This window comes from Yersinia thracica (genome assembly GCF_902170565.1).
Lineage (GTDB): Bacteria > Pseudomonadota > Gammaproteobacteria > Enterobacterales > Enterobacteriaceae > Yersinia > Yersinia thracica.
The window spans coordinates 26,211-45,477 of record NZ_CABHXX010000071.1; the positions used below are offsets into that span (position 1 = coordinate 26,211).

The following is a 19,267-nucleotide window of genomic DNA, read 5'->3' on the forward strand; positions in this document are numbered from 1 at the left end:
AACACCCCTGCGGCTTCAAGGACGAAGGATAATTAGAAGTTCAGGCCAGCGCCAATATACACGCCATCAGCTACGCGGTTATCGCGGCGCCCTTCTTTACCTTCCATATTGATATAGCGATAGCCGACATCAACAGTCAGTGGGCGGAATACATTCCAGCGCAGGCCGCCATTGGCTTCACTGTAAGATTTCATCCCACTGGTCAGTTCTTCCGGCGCGAAATAGCCCTCGCCGTATAAGCTAAATGACTTGTTGATTGGGTAAGTTAACCCGCCGCCAATCGCGACTGCGCCACCGCTGCTACCCTCTTCCGGTGACATATAAATGCCTTTCCCGCCGACAGTGGCCATTAGTGGGCCAATAGGTAAATTGAAGCCCAAGCCCATGCCGTAGATATCACCGTCATGGTCACTACGTGCCCAGTTACCACTGATGGCTAAACCGCCGGTGTTCGTGCCAAGACCAAACCCTAAATTGGTGTAATGACGCCCGGTTTCGGCATTGAAACTTATTGCACTGGCTGAACCTGCAACAAACAGCAAGCTAGCTGCGCAGGCGATTAAATGCTTATTCATATTGTTCTCTCATTATTCGTGATGTCACCCGTGACCCGCTATTGGCCGACAGATTTTTCCTGTACCGAGTTTAACTGAAAAAAACAGCATGAACACACGGAAAAACCGATTAAATACCACAGTATTTCAAATGATTGTAAATCATTATGCCATTGAAGTGGCTTATGCAAACAATGATAACAATAAGGCGTGCCTATTTGCTGAATGCCGCTAATAAGGCTACAACTAGTGTGGAGAACACGGAATAACTCGCTGATGTTGTTTAAGTTATTATTTTACCCATCAGACTTTTGGCGAAATGTAATGCTTTAAAACACCCGAAAAGCAATCAATTCAACAGCAATACTGGAGAAAATGATGAGCAAAAAGAAAGGATTAACCACCGCAGCTGGTGCCCCCGTCGTTGATAATAATAATGTCGTCACTGCTGGCCGACGTGGCCCCATGCTACTGCAAGATGTCTGGTTCTTAGAAAAACTGGCCCATTTCGATCGTGAAGTTATCCCAGAACGCCGCATGCATGCTAAAGGCTCTGGTGCTTATGGCACATTTACTGTCACTCACGACATCACGAAATATACGCGCGCAAAAATTTTCGCTGAGCCTGGCAAACAAACTGAAATGTTTGTGCGTTTTTCAACAGTGGCGGGCGAACGCGGTGCGGCCGATGCCGAGCGTGATATTCGTGGCTTTGCCATGAAATATTACACCGAGGAAGGCAATTGGGATTTGGTCGGCAATGATACGCCAGTATTCTATTTACGTGACCCATTGAAATTCCCTGATCTAAACCACGTAGTGAAACGCGACCCGCGCACCAACCTACGCAACCCAACTTATAAATGGGATTTCTTCTCTCAGCTTCCTGAATCTCTGCACCAGCTCACTATCGATTTCAGTGACCGCGGCCTACCAAAATCTTATCGTCACATGCACGGATTCGGCAGTCATACATTCAGTTTTATCAATGCCGCTAATGAGCGTTTTTGGGTTAAATTCCATTTCCGCTGCCAGCAAGGCATTGAAAATATGATGGATGATGAGGCTGAAAAACTGATTGGTAGTGATCGTGAAAGCTCTCAACGTGATTTGTATGAAGCCATAGAGCGCAAAGACTTCCCGCGCTGGAATCTACAAATTCAGGTGATGCCAGAACATGAAGCATCACAAACCCCATATAACCCATTCGACCTGACCAAAGTGTGGCCGCACGGTGATTATCCGCTGATTGATGTCGGTTTCTTCGAACTGAACCGCAATCCAGAAAACTATTTTGCTGAAGTAGAACAAGCCGCATTTAACCCAGCCAACGTGGTGCCGGGGGTGAGTTTCTCTCCTGACCGTATGCTGCAAGGCCGCCTGTTCTCCTATGGCGATGCGGCACGTTATCGCTTAGGGGTGAATCATCACCAGATCCCAGTGAACAGTGCTAAATGCCCATTCCATAATTATCACCGTGACGGCGCAATGCGCGTGGATGGTAACAGTGGCAATGGGGCAACTTACGAGCCAAACAGTTTTGGTTTATTCCAGGAACAACCTGATTTCAGCGAGCCGCCATTGACCTTAGAAGGGGCCGCCGATCACTGGAATCACCGCGAAGATACTGATTATTTCTCACAACCTCGGGCGTTATTCAACTTGCTCAGTGCAGAAGAACATCAGCGGATGTTTACCCGTATTGCGGGGGAATTGTCGCAAGTTCCTGAAGAAATTCAACGCCGTCAGATAACGTTGTTTACACAGGTTCACCCGGATTATGGTAATGGGGTGAAGAAAGCGCTGGGGTTAAATTAGCGTTTTTGTTTATGACTATTAGGTGAGCGGGGGTTAATTGGTTAATTAGGTGGCCGGATTCGGTTGTTAAAGCAACTGAGTTTACTTAACCGCCGTAGCCTCAACCGGTCAAGGGTGTGTAAGCGCACACCCTTGACAATCCCGCGCTTGCGCACGTATCGCTTGTCCACTGCGTGGATTCCCTCACTCATCATTTCGCTGACGGGACGGCTTTACACGGGTCCCTCCGCGTGACGCCTAAATCCGGCATCCATGCCGGATTTCCCTTGCTACACTCTTCACTCGGCTGCTCAAATGTGCTTTTAACGTCAAAACCTAAAAACCGTGGTTTTGAATTGGCTTTTGATGTTGAAGCGCAATCAGGAATATTGCCGACAAGAAAGGAGGGTAGAGTGAGCGGGCAAGGACGCACGCGAAAAGCGCGCTTGGGCAAGGATGCCCATCGCGCTGGCTCGTCAGCCCGAAAGACGCAGGAGGTTTACCCGCAGGGCAATATTTCGCGCCAGCGCGGGATTCCACAAGGGTGCGCGCCCGCACCCTTTGGCGGTTGAGGCTACGGAGATTAAGTGAGCCGTGAAGTTTTAACAACCGAACCCAATCACCAATTCAATTCATCTTAACCACAAAATCAGCCACACTCCGCCGCGAGATCTTAATCCCGCCATTTTTAAGCTCCACCGGTAAGCGGTAAAAGGCCACCGGGCGCTGGAATATTGCCAACTGCGGCGCTAACCAGTTCGCTAAAACGGTATCATCCACGGCCTTATCGGCATCAATCACCGCCACCGGCCGCTGACCAAATTCAGCATCAGCAACAGGAATAACAAAAGCTTGCTGCACCCCCGGATACTGCAACAAAACGCGCTCAATATCCTCCGGTTGGATACCCTCGCCGCCGCTGAAAAACAGATTATCCAACCGCCCAAGGATCCGCAGCTCACCTTGCTGCCATTCACCACGATCGCGCGTATGGAACCAACCTTCGCTGTCGGTTATGGGTTGCAATTCACCCTGTTGCCAATAGCCAGCAGCCAGGCAATCTGCTTTCGCCCAAACCTCACCCTCAACCAACTTCACTTGCCGCCCTGCTAGCGCCACACCGACACCGGGCATGCCGTCAGCGCGTTTGGCACACAAGGTCGAGGCTAACTCTGTCAGGCCATAACCACACCAGCAACCAATCCCGCGAGCTTCAGCTTGCTCGGTCAGCGCTGTCGGGATAGCCGCGCCCCCCAGCAGCACCTCTTTCAAGGTCAGCACCGGGTCTGAACTCTCCAATAAACGCCAAAGTTGGGTTGGCACCAGCGATGCATGGCTGCACCCCACCAGCGCGTCAGATAGCGGCATTCCCGCTCGCACCACCAAGCTCGCTCCGGCACTTAGCCAGCGCCAGACAATGCCCTGCCCCGAGACATGAAACAGCGGTAATGACAGCAACCAACTGTCATCTGCCGTAAAATTCATCAATCGCAATACGCCGTCAGCGTTGGCAAGGTGGGCCGCCAATGTATGCACCGCTGCTTTGGGTAAACCAGAGGAGCCAGAGGTTAATGTCATGGTCGCTAGCCGTTGACTATCCCAGGCAACAGAATCTACCGCGCCATGCTCAGTATTGAGATTCAACAGAATAAAGCTGAGTTGCGCGGGGAGCGGATCAGCCAAATTCAGCATAAAATCAATATTCAACTGCGGCAAAAGTTGCGCCAACAGTGGCTCTGGCAATTGCGGGTTGAGGGGTAATACGCGAGCGCCGCACTGTAAGGCCGCCAGATAGGCCAGCAGCAATGAATCACTGTTTTTGCCGCGCAACACTATGCCACAGCCGGGCGTCACTCCCTGCTGTTGAAAGCCCGCCGCCAGATTATCAATATCAGCCGCTAATTGTTGCCAACTGATCCGTTGCGACCCCGAGCGAATAGCTGTCGCCCGAGGTTGCAGATTGGCCCAGTATTGCCATGGAAATAAATGCTGCCAAGGCCTGTCATCTAGCTGCGCCATAGCACGTCCAGTTGATCGGCTGTCAGTAGCGGCAGAGTGCTGTCCGGCCACTGACGAACAACTTGCGCCTGCATCAGGTTCAAGGTATCCAGCCCCGGCACGGTTGCTGGGGTTAACCAAGCCGCCAGTCGGGCCAGTTGCGTCAGCCCCAAGCTCGACTCAATGCTTGAGCTGATAACTGCCACCAACCCCGCTTGATGCGCTTGCTGCACCCATTGCTGGCAACGGGCAATGCTGCCCACCAGCGTCGGTTTGATGACGATCGCCGCCACACCTGGCTCGGCTTCCACCTTGAAATCCGCCTCGCGCACACTTTCATCCCAGGCGATGGCGATGCCGGTGTCACGGGCAAATTCACGGGATTCGGCGCGGGTTTTGCAGGGTTCTTCCAAAAACGCAATGCGGGAGCGCAATTCGGGATTCACATACTTGGCGAAACCCTCTGCTTTCGCCCGCGTCCAACTGCGATTGGCATCCAACCGCAGGGTTAAATCCGGCAAGGCTTCCAGCAGCACATTAACAATCATGCCATCGCGCACCGCTTCATACAGCCCGACTTTTACCTTGGCGACTTTCTCACCCGGCAAAGCCTGTAACACCGCGAACAACTCGTCCGGATCGCCAGTACACAGCGGAGCTTTGCGGTAATCCGCCGTCAACGGCAATAATTTCTCGAGTTCCGCCAGCGCGCAACTGAGGCCAAAAGCTACCGAAGGCAATGCGCTGAGTTCCGGCTTCTCACCCTTTACCCAGCGCTGTAACTCAGTGATAGCGGCGGCTTGCGCCTCTGGCAAGGTTTCCTGACTGAACTCCGGCAAGGGCGCAATCTCCCCCCAGCCGGTCTGCTCGCCTTGCTGTAATTTCACCAATAATCCATCGCGACTTTTTAGCCGCTGATGCCGCAATATCACCCCGGCTTCCATCGGGATGCTATAGCGGTAAAGTGTGGCCGCGCGCATTACGGATTACGCTTGAATTTGCTGAAGTCTGGCTGGCGTTTCTCATTGAATGCATTACGCCCTTCCTGACCTTCCTCTGTCATATAAAACAGCATGGTGGCGTTGCCAGCCAGCTCTTGCAGGCCCGCTTGCCCGTCGCAATCGGCGTTCAATGCCGCTTTCAGGCAGCGCAGCGCCATTGGGCTGTTTTGCAGCATTTCACGGCACCAGCGCACCGTCTCTTTTTCCAGCTCGGCGACAGGCACCACGGTATTCACCAGCCCCATATCCAATGCTTGTTTAGCATCATACTGGCGGCATAAGAACCAGATTTCGCGCGCTTTTTTCTGGCCGACAATCCGAGCCATATAGGCCGCACCCCAGCCGCCGTCGAATGAACCGACTTTTGGCCCGGTCTGGCCAAAAATGGCATTATCGGCGGCAACAGTCAGGTCGCACATCATATGCAATACATGCCCGCCGCCAATAGAATAACCGGCAACCATTGCTACAATGGGTTTCGGGCAAGTGCGGATCTGGCGCTGGAAATCCAACACATTCAGATGATGAGTGCCACTGGCATCCTGATAGCCGCCGTAGTCGCCACGAACTTTCTGATCACCACCGGAACAGAAGGCTTTGTCGCCCTCGCCGGTCAAAATGATGACGCCGATATTGTCATCATAGCGAGCATCAGCCAGCGCCTGAATCATCTCTTTCACCGTCAATGGGCGGAATGCATTACGCACATGAGGGCGGTTGATGGTGATCTTGGCGATCCCATCACTGGATTTGTGATAACGAATATCTTCAAACCCAGCGGAGCAATCTTGCCATTCGATGGCGGCGTACAGTTGTTCTTCGCTCGGATACAGCATAGTAAGCATTCCTTTAACCAGTAAGTGGTAAAAATGAAGACGGTGGTCACAATGAAGACTGTGATATGAATGACAGCACCTGCGCGGCAAAGGCTCCGGGGTTTGCCCGGTGAGCATTGTGTCCAGCTCGGGCCAGAGTGCGTAATGGCAAGGTATGCTGACGCGCTAATTGCTGAAATTTATGGTCGCGCTCACCACATAAATACGTGTACGGAATTCTCAATTGTTGCAGCGCCGGTAATAGCCAGGATTGATGCCCAAGTGAAGTGGCTTCCAGCATATCAGCCACCGCCGGGCCATGATTATTGGCACGCACCGCCACCCATTGCTCGCGCTGTTGCACATCTAAGTCAGCAAATACCTCCTGCTGATACCAGTCGGTGAGCACTTGTGGCAAAGGTTCATGGCGAAAACGCTGCGCCCATTGGCAATCTTGCTGAAAGCGCGCTTCTCGCAGCTCATCACTTGCCAGCCCAAGGTTGCCCCCTTCGACTAATAGCCCTTGCAAACCAACAGGGTTGCCATAGCAAGCATGGAACATCGCGATTCTGCCGCCTAAAGAATAGCCCGCCAGCCAATATTCGCGAATGCCATTAGCTTGCAATGTTTCGCTTAACTGGCGGCTGACATCTTCAAAGCCACGGGTGGTCAGGGCTACCGAGTTGCCGTGACCCGGCAAATCGACCAGCAGTGAGGGAATGTCGCCGCATAATTGTGCTACGGGCAGCCAATCCTCACCGCTTCCCAACAAACCATGCAGCCATACCAACCACGGCCCGCTATGTTGCCGCGCCGAAGATGGGGGATGTGGGCTGAGTTTACGACATGCCAGCGTCATAATTGGGCCACCTGTTGTGCCAGTTGTTGCAGCGTTTCTGCCCCCTGACTCGGCGGCACCTGTATTTCAATCAGTGTGACACCGCCGTGGTGCCAGCATTGCTCTACCTGTTGCTGGAGCATCAGCCAGCTCTCTGGGCGGGCATAACCTAAACCAAACATCGCGGCGGCATGCTCAAAACTCACATTTTGCGGCATGCAATAAAAACGCTGGCGGTCGGCTTCTGGGGTTGGCAGCAGAGAGAAAATCTGTCCGCCATTATTGTTCACCACCAACAACACCATCGGGGCTGAACTTTGGCGCAATAAAGCCAGCGCGTTAAGGTCATAGAGAGCGGATAAATCCCCGACAATAGCCAGAGTCGGCTTGGCGGTGGCGCGCTGGACACCCGCGGCGGTCGACAGCAAACCATCAATACCACTGGCACCGCGGTTACTGTAAACCGGGTAGCCCGCCGGTAATTGACCAAGCGCATCAATCAAGCGGACAATCAAACTGTTACCGACAAAAAGCTGCCCATTTTCGGGTAATAATTCAGCCAGCAGATGGGCAACCGCCGCCTCACTAAATTGTTCATTCAGCGCTTCAGCGACATGAGCATGAGCATTTTCCGACCATACAATTAGCTCGGTAGCCCAAGGGGTTCGGCGCTGTGCCGGATGCTGCTTCAGCCATTCATTCACCGGAGAAATAATTCTGCGCCCACGGTGATTGGCGGGATCAAGGCGGCCCGGTAGGTTATCGACCAGCCAGTACTCTTGCGGCTGGCATTGTTCTTGCCATTGCAACAGGTGCTTGCCGGTCAGGCTGCTGCCAAACTGCAAGACAATCTGCGCCTGCGCCAGCACGCGCTGTGCGCCCGGATGTTCAATCCATAACTCCGCACAAGGTAGCGGTTGACCGGTCTGTGACAGCACATCGCCAATCAATGGCCAGCCGAGTAATTCTGCCCATTCGGCGAGCTGTTCGCCCTCTTCTGCTGTCATACGCCCGGCAATAATGACCCCGCGCTTTTGACGCCAGAAAAACCAGTCAGCTTGCTGAATTTGCGGCAAATAACCGGATTGGCGCAGCCAGGGATGACCATCTTGCCACCAGTCGCCCAAGGTGGCAGACCAGTCGGCATAGAGTTGCTCATCACCGCCATAGAGTGGTTCAGCAAACGGGCAGTTAATATGCAGCCCGCCATGGTGTAATTGCGCCATCGCACTGTCGAGGGTGGACACCAGCCAACGCGCAGGAATATCTGGCGTCGGCCGTGGCAAATTAAGACTTAACGTCGGGTGACTGGCAAACAGCCCTTGCTGGCGAATGGCCTGATTGGCTCCGCAATCTATCAATTCTGGCGGGCGATCGGCGGTCAATAAAATCAGGCGCTCACCGGTCAACCCGGCTTCAATTAAGGCCGGATAAAGGTTGGCCGCCGCCGTGCCGGACGTGACAATCACCGCCACTGGCTCAGTGGACGCTTTTGCTAACCCTAATGCCAGATGCCCTAAGCCGCGCTCATCAAAATGGGTATGGCAAACCAGCGAGGGATTTGCCGCCGCCGCTAAGGTTAGCGGTGTCGAGCGGGATCCCGGCGCAATACAGATATGACGCACACCGTGGCGACTTAGCGCCTCCAGTAGCAATGCCGCCCAACGACGGTTAAAAACGCTTGTCGACATGGTTCGCCCAAAAGTCAGTTAACAGACACTGCAATCCCGATAATCAGCATGAGGAACATGTTTTCCTCTGAAAAGCCCGGAGTGACTGATTAATAGTAAAATTCTTATCATTATCGCCCCAAAACCAGCACAGGAGCCATAATCCAACCACATTATGAATGCGGTTAATGACTACATTTTAGGATTATAATTTTCATTAGTCAGCAAAGTATGCAACCCCGCCGATTTATTGTTAATTTCTTGCCATTCCTGATCAGCATCCGAACCGGCGACAATACCGGCACCGGCATACAGCTGAATTTGTCTATCTTCCAGCCATGCCGAGCGCAGTGTCACCGTGAATTCGGTTTGTTTCAGGGAAAGATAGCCCGCCGAACCGGCATACCAGCCACGAGAAAAAGGCTCATTTTCGCTAATAAACTGGCGGGCAACATTGCGTGGCAGCCCAGCCACCGCCGCCGTCGGTTGCAGCCGGTGTAGGCAATCAGCATCATTGGCGCGGTTAAGCTGCGCATGAATACGGCGGCGCAAATGCTGCACTTTACGCAAGCGGATAATTTCTGGTGGCATCACATCCACCGCCACTACCCCGCCTTGTAAGCGCTGGCAAATGTCATCAACCACCAGCAAATTCTCGCGCTGATTTTTTTCATTCTGCATCAACCAATCGGCCAACTCAGCAGCTTGTGCCCTGTCGTCATCGTTTGACGCGGTTCCTGCCAAAGCTTCTGTTTCCAGGTGATGAAGCTGGCGCAAATACAGGCGCTCAGGGCTGGAGCCCAAAAATGCTCGGGAGCCATCAAAGCGCAACATAAAGTGAAAACAGTGATGATTAACCCGGCGACTGGCGGCCATAAAAGCCGCGCAGGAGAGCGGTTTATCCAGTTGCAAGCGGGTCGCCCGCGCCAGCACCACTTTCTCCATTTTTTGTTGCTCAATATTGTCCAAAGCCTGCTGAATAAGGCGGCTCCACTGCGGGTATTCCGGCATATGGCTGGCATGTTCAACCACCACGTCCAATGCGGCCAGGGGTTTGGCAGCAGCCAATTGGTCAATAAAGGCGATGGCGAGCAAAGCATCTTGCGCCAGGGAATAGTCACTGACCAGATTAAGAGTCAAATGGGTATGGTTACCGCGCCGCAAAATTTCAATACGCGGTAAAAACAAGAAACTGGTCTGGGTTTGCTGCGGGGCTTCAGCGGCGGGTGTGACAATATTTGCTGTTTCGGCAGTATTTTCTGCTTCGACAATAATAGTGACCGGCTCAAACGCATTCAGCCCCCAAATGCGTAACCCCGCCACAGCACTATGCTGTTGGATAAATTGATCTGCTGATTCTGCATCATTAAATTGCCGGATTTGCCCACAGACCGCCGCCTCTTCATGGCCATCGCGATGATGCCAATAGAATTGAGGAAAATGGCCTTGCGCGGCAAGCCATTCAAGCAATTGATTACCCACCTGTCCCGGCGCGGGCAAGATAATTTGCCGAATACCGGCCTGGTCAGGGAAACCGGCACGTAACTTTTGCCGTAATTCGCCCAACAAACCAGAAAGTTGCTTCACGACCACCTCGGCAAATCAACAGAAAGAGTGGGATTATACGGGCCGTGAATAATAAGAAAAGTCAGATTGAAAAGTTATTATGAGTTATCACACTAATCTTTGATGTATGCCCTAAATAATTCGAGTTGCAGGAAGGCGGCAAGTGAGTGACAAATTAGTCGGGAACAAATTTGAACAGCATTTATGCTGCCCGTAGGGTGAGCCTCAGGGACGAGGCTTATTAATTCCGATGAGTTGACTCCAGTCAATGATTCGGGTGACAAATCTGCCGGGAGCAGATTTGAACGCTGCTTGCCGCGGCCTCAACGAGGCGAGGCCCACGGGCCGAGTAACGAAAGAAGCCAACACACATGCAGCTTGAAGAATGACAGGTATAGATGCAAATCTTTACCTCTTAATCGGGGGAAAGGGCAGGAAATAACCACACCCTTTCAATCGAGTAACGGGTTTAACGCCGCGCCAGCAAAAGCCCCACAACCAGACCGACGGTTGCCCCAATCCCGACACTACACCAGGGTTTTTCGCGCACATAATCATCAGTACAACACGCGAGCGTTTTGGCCCGTTTGATATAGCATTTACTGCGGCCACTCAAACGGTATTGAACCTCCTTTAGTGCTTTCTCCGCGCGGGCTTTGATTTCCTTATAGCTTTCGTCGGCAGCATCGCCCGAGGCGCGCAGCACTTCTTCCAGCGTATCAGTGAGCATAGTCAGATCGTCGTCCAGCGAAGTTTGCTGTTCTTTATCTCGGTTCATGTGGATTCTCCATGAGTGACATAGGGTTTTATAAGGATAGTCGATAATGGGAGATGGGGGTCGATGGGAGCTTCTCGGTGATCAAGTTCGGTGGTTGCTGGTGATCAGCTCGTTGATATTGACTGGTGAAAAAATTCGGTTGTCATAACTTCACGACTCACTTAGCTTTGAGAGCCTCAACCGGCCAAGGGTATGTTGGCGCATACCCTTGGCAATCCCGCGCCTACGCACTATCGCTTGCCCACTTCGTGGGTTCCCTCAATCATCGCTCCGGCTGCCGGAGGGGACTGCGAACAGCAGTAATATTTCGCGCCAGCCGCAGGTGCAGGAGGGCCGGCTTGCCCTCCTGCTCGGTTGAGGCGCTGAAGATCAAGCAAGAACAGATTGAATATCAACCGAAAACTGATCCGATCCTGTGTCTCCCATTCAACTTAATCAACCTCTATCGAAGACTCCAAGGAACTCCCCTTTTGGCTCCGCCGTGCCGCCAACCACAACCCACTGTTCTTCATGGCATAACCAAATACCACCCCGACTAACAACGAGGCAATCACCAGTTTCCAGTCACCATGACCGGCAAAAGTAGCACACGCGCCAATAAAGGTACCGGGGACAAAAGATAGCCACTGCTGGCAGGCCTGGATACACATCAAAAATGCCACTATACCCGTCAGAGCATAGCCAAGAATGGCCCATTCTGGCTGCACCGCGCTGCCCTGAATAATCATCATCGCCCAAAATACCCCGCTCGCGCAGGTTAACAGGGTGATCAGCAAACCTCTTAAACCGCCTTGTGGGCAAGCAAAGTAGGCGGTACAGCCCAGAAAACCCGCCCAACTAATAAGCCCCAGGCTGACCGCAACCCAACCCCAAATACCTGAGAGAATGCCAGTGGTAATGGCAATCATCAGAATAACGTTCATCAGTATTTACCTGCGCGAAAGTATCAAACCCAATATCGATTGGGTGAAAGTCGCGCAGTTTACCTAAATCGAGGAGATAAGTTGCAATATTTGTCACAAAAATATAAATGCCGCTGTTACTATTACATTTATTATGTGACTAGGATCGCATAACAAATACTATCCGTAATCTGGAAATACCATACACTCACGTTTATTAATAGTTCGCTTATCACCACTTGCTGTCAATTCACTAAAAAAACCCTTATCGTCAGCATATGATGTTATTTGCGTTTGGAAATTAAAAATAGTGGAAAGCAGTGCATTAGTGAGTACTTTAGGGTCGCAACCTAAAAAAGAATCCCCTTGATTTATATGCTGATAATACTGGATGACTCTATCTGAGATTACCGCATTAATATTAGTTTGATCATGATTATCTTTAATGCATGATTTCATTGCCTTAGCTAACCGATTGTTAGCGACCCAATCACTATTATTGATATCAATTGCGCGGACATCGCTGAAATTTTCAGCGATGACGTGATCGAGTAGTGCTCCCGCTGTAACATAGTACGAATTTCTTTTGTCTATTCCTTCCTGTAATAATTTCGACGCCTTTAGAGCAATGATATTAGCCATATCAATTTGAGAAAAAACAGGTTTTTCCGTATAAACATTATCCCCATTGACTAAAAAATAGGCTTTTTCTATCATCACCGCGTTGAAGCTTTCATTGTCTTTGGCCTGTTCAAGCGAGAAATTAATGGTTTTTCTATCTTTAAAAAAATCACCTTTTTGAATTAATTCATCTGCATTTGGCATTGATAAAAAATCATCCACTGGATCATATTTTTTATAATAGTAATCATCACTATTTGGTAAGTTCATAGGCACACAGCACAGCATAAATATCCTTAAAAAATAGAGAGGGAAATCAGTGGCAAATATATCTCACTGAAATAGCTCTGCCGCTCAGTACTTTACCCCACCCCACCTTATATAACCTTACCCTGCCATAAAACAAAACCCCCTGCGCCTTTCAGCTAACAGGGGGTTTTTTAGAGCGACTTAACAATGAATTACATCAGCGGCTGAGCCAACTGCACCAGCGAAATCAACGGCTGCGGGTAGACACCCAGGAACAGCACCAGAATCGCGGAAATCAGTACCACCACACCACCGGCAGTCAATGCCCAGTTGCTTGGTGTGTCGCGGACCAATGTTTCCGGCGCACTGAGGAACAAACTGACAGTCACGCGCAGATAGTAGTACAGGCCGATGGCGCTGCCCAGTACCACAGCGCCGGTCAGCCACCACAGATTGGCGCTCACCCCCATTGCCACCACAAAGAACTTACCGATAAAGCCCAATGTCATTGGGATACCGGCCAGTGACAACATCATCACCGTCATCACCGCAGACAAAATTGGCTTGTGCCAGAACAACCCACGGTAGGAGAACAGTGACTCTGCATCCGGGCCTTTGTATGGGCTGGACATCAAGCTGACCACCCCGAAAGCCCCCAAGCTGCTGAACAGGTAACCGGCCAGATAAACGCCGACAGTTTCCAGAGCCAGTTGATGAGTTTGTACTGCCACCAACGCAATCAGCAAATAGCCAAGGTGCGCGATAGAGGAGTAACCCAACAGGCGCTTAATGTTGGTCTGGCTAATCGCCATCAAGTTACCGAACAGAATTGATGCCACTGCAATCAGCGAGAGCACCAACCGCACCGCTTCACTGTCAGCGGCTGGCGCATACAGGAACAAGCGCATCACCACGGCAAAGATGGCAATCTTACTGGCGGTTGCCAGGAAAGTAGATACCGGGGCAGGCGCGCCCTGATACACATCCGGCGTCCACAGTTGGAACGGCACCAGCGACAACTTAAAGCCGAGGCCGACAATCATCATCCCAAGACCGGCCAGAATCAGCGGCCTGTGGACCATAGAGTCACTCAGGCTTTTGCCCAGACCGGCGAAAGACAAGCTACCGGATTCCGCATACAACAGCGCCATGCCGAACAGCAGGAATGACGATGCCGCCGCAGACAGCAGCATGTATTTGATACTGGCTTCCAATGAGCGCTTCTGGCGATAGGCATAGCCAATCAGACCAAACAGCGGCAAGGAAATCAGTTCAATACCGAGGAACAGCGACGCCAGATGATTGGCACTGGCGAGCAGAATGCCGCCCATAGTGGCGATCAGCACCAGCAGGTAGAACTCTTCGCGGTTATCCGGATAGCCATTGAGCCACGGATAAGCAAAAGTACTGGTCGCCAGACTGGCCACAATCACCAGCCCGGTATAGAACATCGCGTAGCCGTCAACCCGCATCAGCGGCGTGACATCCATCGGCCCGACCTGGCCGACAAAGTAAAGTGACAGCAGCGCCAGGTTAAGCCCGATAACCGTCAGAGTGGCGTTGATAAAGTGATCGCGTCGCCACGCAATGGACAGCATCACAACCACCACCGTCAATCCGACGATCAACAGCGGTAGCATTGCGATCAGTTGTTGAGGAGTTATTGTCATGGCGAATTACGGCCTTGTTGTTATAAGTGATTGAGCTGGAATAATAGATGAAGCATTGAACCACTGCTGTACATTACTCATCGCAGCATGGGAAGTGTCGAGAATGGGTTGCGGATAAACCCCCAGCAACACTAGCAACACCACTAACAGCAGGATGATAGACAGTTCCCTTGCACTCATACCCGGCAACGCTTCTTCAGATTTTGGCGCGCCGTAATAGGCACGCTGCATCATGATAAGCGAGTAAACCGAAGCAAAAACCAGCCCAAAAGTAGAGATAACGGTAATCACCGGAACCACCTGGAAGCTGCCGAACAGGATCATGAACTCGCCGACGAAGTTACCGGTACCCGGCATCCCCAATGTGGCCACCGCGAAGAACAGCGACAGCGCAGGCAAATATTTGATTCGGCCCCACAGGCCGCCCATTTGGCGCATATCACGGGTATGCAGGCGCTCATACAACTGGCCGCAGATGATGAACATACCGGCGGCTGACAAACCGTGGGCAATCATCTGGATAACCGCACCTTGGTAAGCCAGTTGGCTACCGGTGTAGATGGCAATCAACACAAAGCCCATGTGCGATACGCTGGTGTAAGCAATCAGGCGCTTGATATCGGTCTGGCAGAATGCCATCCATGCACCGTAGAAGATGCCTATCACCCCTAACCACATAGCGATTGGCGCAAACTCTTGCGAGGCGGTCGGGAACAATGGCAAGCTGAAACGCAGCAAACCATAGGCCGCGGTTTTCAGCAAAATCCCCGCCAAGTCGACAGAACCCGCCGTGGGTGCCTGACTGTGTGCATCTGGCAACCAGCCGTGCAATGGCACGACCGGCATTTTTACCGCAAACGCGATAAAGAAGCCCAGCATCAGCAACCATTCGACATTATGGGACATCGGGGTTTTCAACAAATCTTCATAGTTGAAAGTCCAGATACCGGTGGCTTTGTAGTGCACAAACACCAGCCCCAGAATGGCGATCAGCATGATAAGACCGCTGGCCTGGGTATAGATGAAGAACTTGGTGGCCGCCGCGATGCGCGTTTTACCGTCTGATGCTTTGTGACCCCACAAGGCAATCAGGAAGTACATCGGCACCAACATCATTTCCCAGAAGAAGAAGAACAGGAACATGTCGATGGCGAGGAACACGCCGATAACTCCACCCAGAATCCACAACAGATTCAGGTAGAAGAAACCCTGGTTGCGCTGAATTTCACGCCACGAACAGAGGATAGCCAGCACGCCCAACAGGCCGGTCAGCACCACCATCAGCAAAGACAACCCATCTAAAGCCAGATGGAATGAAATGCCGAACCGTGGGATCCACGGCAAGGTGAATTCTGACTGCCACTGCGGGATACCCGCCGGGTTCATCAGTGAATAGTTGCCCTGCACCCACAGTTGTAGGGAGAGCACCAATGTCAGCCCCATCGCGAGTAGCGCTATCCAACGCGGTACTCTGGTACCGAAGCGCTCACACTGCCAAGACAGTAAGCCGCCGATAAAGGGGATAAGAATTAGCCAAGGTAATAGCATGGCGTTTTGTGTCCCTAATTAAACGAAAAGCAACAGAGCCAGTACAACGACTGCACCCAAACCTATAGACGCGACATACCAACGCACCTGTCCATTTTCACTGACGGTCAAACCGCGATTACTCCAGCGCGCAAGCACCGCCGGGGTATTCATCAGTGAGTTCAGCGGATCACGTTGCAACACTTTTGCAATCCACAGATACGGGCGGACAAACACGTTTCGGTACAGCCAGTCGAAGCCCCACGCGTGGAACCACCAGACCGTAAAGAAGCGGCCCGGCGCACTTTGCGCGATGCTGTTTACCAGCTGACGTTTGCCCAGATACAGCATTGCTGCCAGTGCGATACCAATCACCACCAGCACGCCGGAGAAGATTTCCAGCGGCATTTTGCCCTCTTCACCGAAATGAAGCTCTGGCAAGACACCCGCGAGTGGCGGAGTTATCAGCGCGCCAACAAATGTCGATAGCACCAGCAACACGAGCAGCGGCAGGCTGTGAGTGATGCCTTTGACCGGATGCGCTTTGGTTTTTGGCTCGCCATGGAACACAATGAAAATCATCCGGAAGGTATACAGCGCGGTGAGGAATGCCCCCACCAGCCCGGCGACCATCAGATTGATATGGCCACTGGCCAATGCGCCCCACAGAATTTCGTCTTTACTGTAGAAGCCTGCGGTGACGATTGGCAATGCTGCCAGCGCCGCGCCACCCACCAGGAAGCAGATATACACCAATGGAATGGTCTTACGCAGACCGCCCATTTTGAAGATATTCTGCTCGTGGTGACAGGCCAGAATGACTGAGCCTGAAGAGAGGAACAGTAATGCTTTGAAGAATGCATGGGTCATCAGGTGGAAGATAGCCGCATCCCACGCCTGAACGCCAAGCGCCAGGAACATGTAACCAATTTGGCTCATGGTGGAATACGCCAGCACCCGCTTGATGTCGGTTTGCACCAGTGCAGCAAAACCCGCCAATACCAGTGTTACCGCCCCGATAATCCCCACCAGATGCAACACTTCTGGCGCCATCAGGAACAGGCCGTGAGTACGGGCAATCAGATAGACACCGGCGGTGACCATGGTCGCCGCATGGATAAGCGCGGAAACTGGGGTCGGGCCAGCCATCGCATCGGCCAGCCAGGTTTGTAATGGCAACTGCGCCGACTTACCGACCGCCCCACCGAGTAGCATTAGCGTCGCCCAGGTAATGGCCGTTCCGCCCATTTCCAGTTGCTGCGGTGCCAATACCATCAGCTCACGAATGTTTAGCGTGCCCAATTCTTGATAAAGGATGAACAGCGCGATGGCCAGGAACACGTCACCCACGCGGGTCACGATAAAGGCTTTCATCGCCGCCGCGCCATTAGCCGGATTAGTGTAGTAGAAACCGATCAGCAGGTAACTGCACAGACCCACACCTTCCCAACCCAGATACATCAGCATCAGGTTATCGGCCAGCACCAAAACCACCATACTGGCGATAAACAGGTTGGTGTAGGCGAAGAAGCGGGAATAGCCCTCTTCCCCACGCATATACCAAGAGGCATACATGTGGATAAGGAAGCCCACGCCGGTGACAACAGACAGCATGGTCAGCGACAGGCCGTCCAGTGTCAGGGTCAACGGAATGTTGAAAGTGCCGACTGACATCCAGTTCCACAGGGTTTGGTTAAACACCTGAACCCCGGTGGCTTTTTGACTAAGAAAGTCCACCGCAACATACAGTGTGACTAACGCAGTCAGGCCAATCGACCCCACCCCGACAGTGGCGGAGGTGTTTTCAGACCAACGACCACGGGAGAATGCCAACAGCAAGAAGCCCAGCAGTGGCAGCAGAATTGTTAAATATAATAGGTTCATCCGCGCATCTCACTGACTGTGTCGATATTCAGAGTATGACGGCGACGATACAGCTGTAACAGCAATGCCAGACCAATACTGGCCTCGGCTGCCGCCAGTGTAATCACCAGGATATACATCACCTGACCGTCAGCCTGCCCCCAAAAACTGCCCGCCACGACAAAAGCGAGCGCCGCCGCGTTGATCATCACTTCAAGGCTTATCAGCATAAACAGCAAGTTGCGACGGATCACTAACCCTGTCAGCCCCAGCACAAACAGGATGGCCGCCAAAATAAGGCCATGTTGTAGAGGGATCATGCTTGTTCCTCCGTTTTTCTTTTCGCGCTGTCACTTGCGCCCAGCACTTCACCCGGCTTGTGCTCACGTCCGATATGGAAAGCAACCACCAGACCGGCCAACAGCAGCATTGACGCCAATTCAACCGCCAGCACATAAGGGCCAAACAAGCTGATACCCACCGCTTTGGCATCGACCATTTCGCCAGTGATACCTTGATGAGTTAACGAGCTAATGGCATAAATCAGTACCGACAGCAGCAGCAAGGCCAGTAAGCCGGGGCCAATCCACAAGCTCGGTTTCAGCCAATCGCGCTCTTGTTGCTCGACCTTACCCAGGTTCAGCATCATCACCACGAACACGAACAGCACCATAATGGCACCGGCATACACGATGATTTCCAACGCACCGGCAAAGTAAGCGCCCAGCGAGAAAAATACCGCCGAGATAGCCAGCAAAGAGATAATCAGGTACAGCAGCGCATGTACCGGGTTGGTGTGAGTGATAACGCGAATAGTCGCCACCACTGCCACCAATGCTGCAATATAAAATGCAAATTCCATGGACGCTGGCTCCTAAGGCATTAGACCTTTAACGTCGATCGGTTTGGCTTCATTTTCGGCTTCGCCTTTCGGCTTGCCGTCAATCGCCATACCGGACATCCGGTAGAAATTATATTCCGGATATTTACCCGGCCCCGAGATCAACAAGTCTTCTTTCTCATACACCAGATCCTGGCGTTTGAACTCACCCATTTCGAAATCTGGCGTCAGCTGGATAGCGGTAGTCGGGCAAGCTTCTTCACACAGGCCACAGAAAATGCAGCGGGAGAAGTTGATACGGAAGAACTCCGGATACCAGCGACCATCTTTATGCTCAGCTTTCTGTAATGAGATACAGCCAACCGGGCAGGCAACCGCACACAGGTTACAAGCAACACAGCGCTCTTCACCATCGGGGTCGCGCGTCAGCACGATGCGGCCACGATAGCGCGGCGGCAGGTAAACCGGCTCTTCCGGATACATTTGGGTTTCGCGCTTGTGGAAGGCATGAAGGCCAATCATCCACAGGCTGCGCACTTGGGTGCCGAAACCAACCACTAACTCTTTCAACGTCATG

The 19,267-nt window shown here is 52.2% G+C and carries 18 protein-coding genes; 2 read left to right on the top strand and 16 right to left on the bottom strand.

Annotation, left to right across the window (positions count from 1 at the left end):
- Window positions 1-32 precede the first annotated feature (32 nt).
- Entirely contained in the window at window positions 33-575 is a 543-nt protein-coding gene (locus FTA91_RS09085; RefSeq protein WP_050113005.1) for a YfaZ family protein, read from the bottom strand.
- Window positions 576-932: 357 nt separating this feature from the next.
- On the opposite strand from FTA91_RS09085, the gene FTA91_RS09090 reads away from it, so the two are divergent.
- Window positions 933-2,372 carry a catalase gene (locus FTA91_RS09090; RefSeq protein ID WP_174635101.1) on the top strand — a complete coding sequence of 480 codons (1,440 nt, stop codon included), beginning with the start codon at window positions 933-935 and terminating at the stop codon, window positions 2,370-2,372.
- A gap of 392 nt (window positions 2,373-2,764) precedes the next feature.
- Window positions 2,765-2,923 (top strand): hypothetical protein, encoded by a 159-nt coding sequence (locus FTA91_RS20075; RefSeq protein WP_155407213.1) that lies wholly within the window; start codon window positions 2,765-2,767, stop codon window positions 2,921-2,923.
- Window positions 2,924-2,978: 55 nt separating this feature from the next.
- Here the strand turns inward: FTA91_RS20075 and menE are convergent, their stop codons facing one another.
- The 15 genes from menE to nuoI form a co-directional block, all read right to left on the bottom strand.
- Complete coding sequence (gene menE / locus FTA91_RS09100; RefSeq protein WP_145583213.1) at window positions 2,979-4,370, bottom strand: o-succinylbenzoate--CoA ligase; 1,392 nt, start codon at window positions 4,368-4,370, stop codon at window positions 2,979-2,981.
- Entirely contained in the window at window positions 4,358-5,329 is a 972-nt protein-coding gene (gene menC, locus FTA91_RS09105; RefSeq protein ID WP_050113002.1) for an o-succinylbenzoate synthase, read from the bottom strand. The genes menE and menC overlap by 13 nt, the downstream gene beginning before the upstream one ends.
- The gene (gene menB / locus FTA91_RS09110) at window positions 5,329-6,186 is read right to left on the bottom strand and encodes a 1,4-dihydroxy-2-naphthoyl-CoA synthase (protein ID WP_050113001.1); all 858 of its coding nucleotides are present in this window, start codon (window positions 6,184-6,186) and stop codon (window positions 5,329-5,331) included. The genes menC and menB overlap by 1 nt, the downstream gene beginning before the upstream one ends.
- 46 nt (window positions 6,187-6,232) lie before the next feature.
- On the bottom strand, window positions 6,233-7,027 hold the full coding sequence (gene menH / locus FTA91_RS09115) for a 2-succinyl-6-hydroxy-2,4-cyclohexadiene-1-carboxylate synthase (protein ID WP_145536134.1): 795 nt from the start codon (window positions 7,025-7,027) through the stop codon (window positions 6,233-6,235).
- On the bottom strand, window positions 7,021-8,694 hold the full coding sequence (menD, locus tag FTA91_RS09120; protein WP_050112999.1) for a 2-succinyl-5-enolpyruvyl-6-hydroxy-3-cyclohexene-1-carboxylic-acid synthase: 1,674 nt from the start codon (window positions 8,692-8,694) through the stop codon (window positions 7,021-7,023). Before menD ends, menH begins: the two co-directional genes overlap by 7 nt.
- A 171-nt stretch (window positions 8,695-8,865) precedes the next feature.
- A complete protein-coding gene (locus FTA91_RS09125; protein WP_145583215.1) occupies window positions 8,866-10,260 on the bottom strand; it encodes an isochorismate synthase in 1,395 nt (464 codons plus the stop codon).
- 448 nt (window positions 10,261-10,708) lie between these two features.
- Window positions 10,709-11,017 (bottom strand): ElaB/YgaM/YqjD family protein, encoded by a 309-nt coding sequence (locus FTA91_RS09130; protein ID WP_049559729.1) that lies wholly within the window; start codon window positions 11,015-11,017, stop codon window positions 10,709-10,711.
- 431 nt (window positions 11,018-11,448) lie between these two features.
- On the bottom strand, window positions 11,449-11,940 hold the full coding sequence (locus FTA91_RS09140; protein WP_145583217.1) for a DUF1097 domain-containing protein: 492 nt from the start codon (window positions 11,938-11,940) through the stop codon (window positions 11,449-11,451).
- 159 nt (window positions 11,941-12,099) lie between these two features.
- Entirely contained in the window at window positions 12,100-12,810 is a 711-nt protein-coding gene (locus tag FTA91_RS09145) for a hypothetical protein (protein WP_145583219.1), read from the bottom strand.
- 191 nt (window positions 12,811-13,001) lie between these two features.
- Window positions 13,002-14,459, bottom strand: a complete 1,458-nt coding sequence (gene nuoN, locus FTA91_RS09150; protein ID WP_038631834.1) for an NADH-quinone oxidoreductase subunit NuoN — start codon at window positions 14,457-14,459, stop codon at window positions 13,002-13,004.
- Window positions 14,460-14,465: 6 nt separating this feature from the next.
- Window positions 14,466-16,007 (bottom strand): NADH-quinone oxidoreductase subunit M, encoded by a 1,542-nt coding sequence (nuoM, locus tag FTA91_RS09155; RefSeq protein WP_050112995.1) that lies wholly within the window; start codon window positions 16,005-16,007, stop codon window positions 14,466-14,468.
- A gap of 18 nt (window positions 16,008-16,025) precedes the next feature.
- Window positions 16,026-17,870, bottom strand: a complete 1,845-nt coding sequence (gene nuoL / locus FTA91_RS09160) for an NADH-quinone oxidoreductase subunit L (protein ID WP_050112994.1) — start codon at window positions 17,868-17,870, stop codon at window positions 16,026-16,028.
- On the bottom strand, window positions 17,867-18,169 hold the full coding sequence (nuoK, locus tag FTA91_RS09165; RefSeq protein ID WP_145583221.1) for an NADH-quinone oxidoreductase subunit NuoK: 303 nt from the start codon (window positions 18,167-18,169) through the stop codon (window positions 17,867-17,869). Before nuoK ends, nuoL begins: the two co-directional genes overlap by 4 nt.
- Complete coding sequence (nuoJ, locus tag FTA91_RS09170; RefSeq protein WP_050112992.1) at window positions 18,166-18,711, bottom strand: NADH-quinone oxidoreductase subunit J; 546 nt, start codon at window positions 18,709-18,711, stop codon at window positions 18,166-18,168. Before nuoJ ends, nuoK begins: the two co-directional genes overlap by 4 nt.
- A 12-nt stretch (window positions 18,712-18,723) precedes the next feature.
- Window positions 18,724-19,266 carry an NADH-quinone oxidoreductase subunit NuoI gene (gene nuoI, locus FTA91_RS09175; RefSeq protein ID WP_038631826.1) on the bottom strand — a complete coding sequence of 181 codons (543 nt, stop codon included), beginning with the start codon at window positions 19,264-19,266 and terminating at the stop codon, window positions 18,724-18,726.
- Between the last annotated feature and the right edge of the window lies 1 nt (window position 19,267).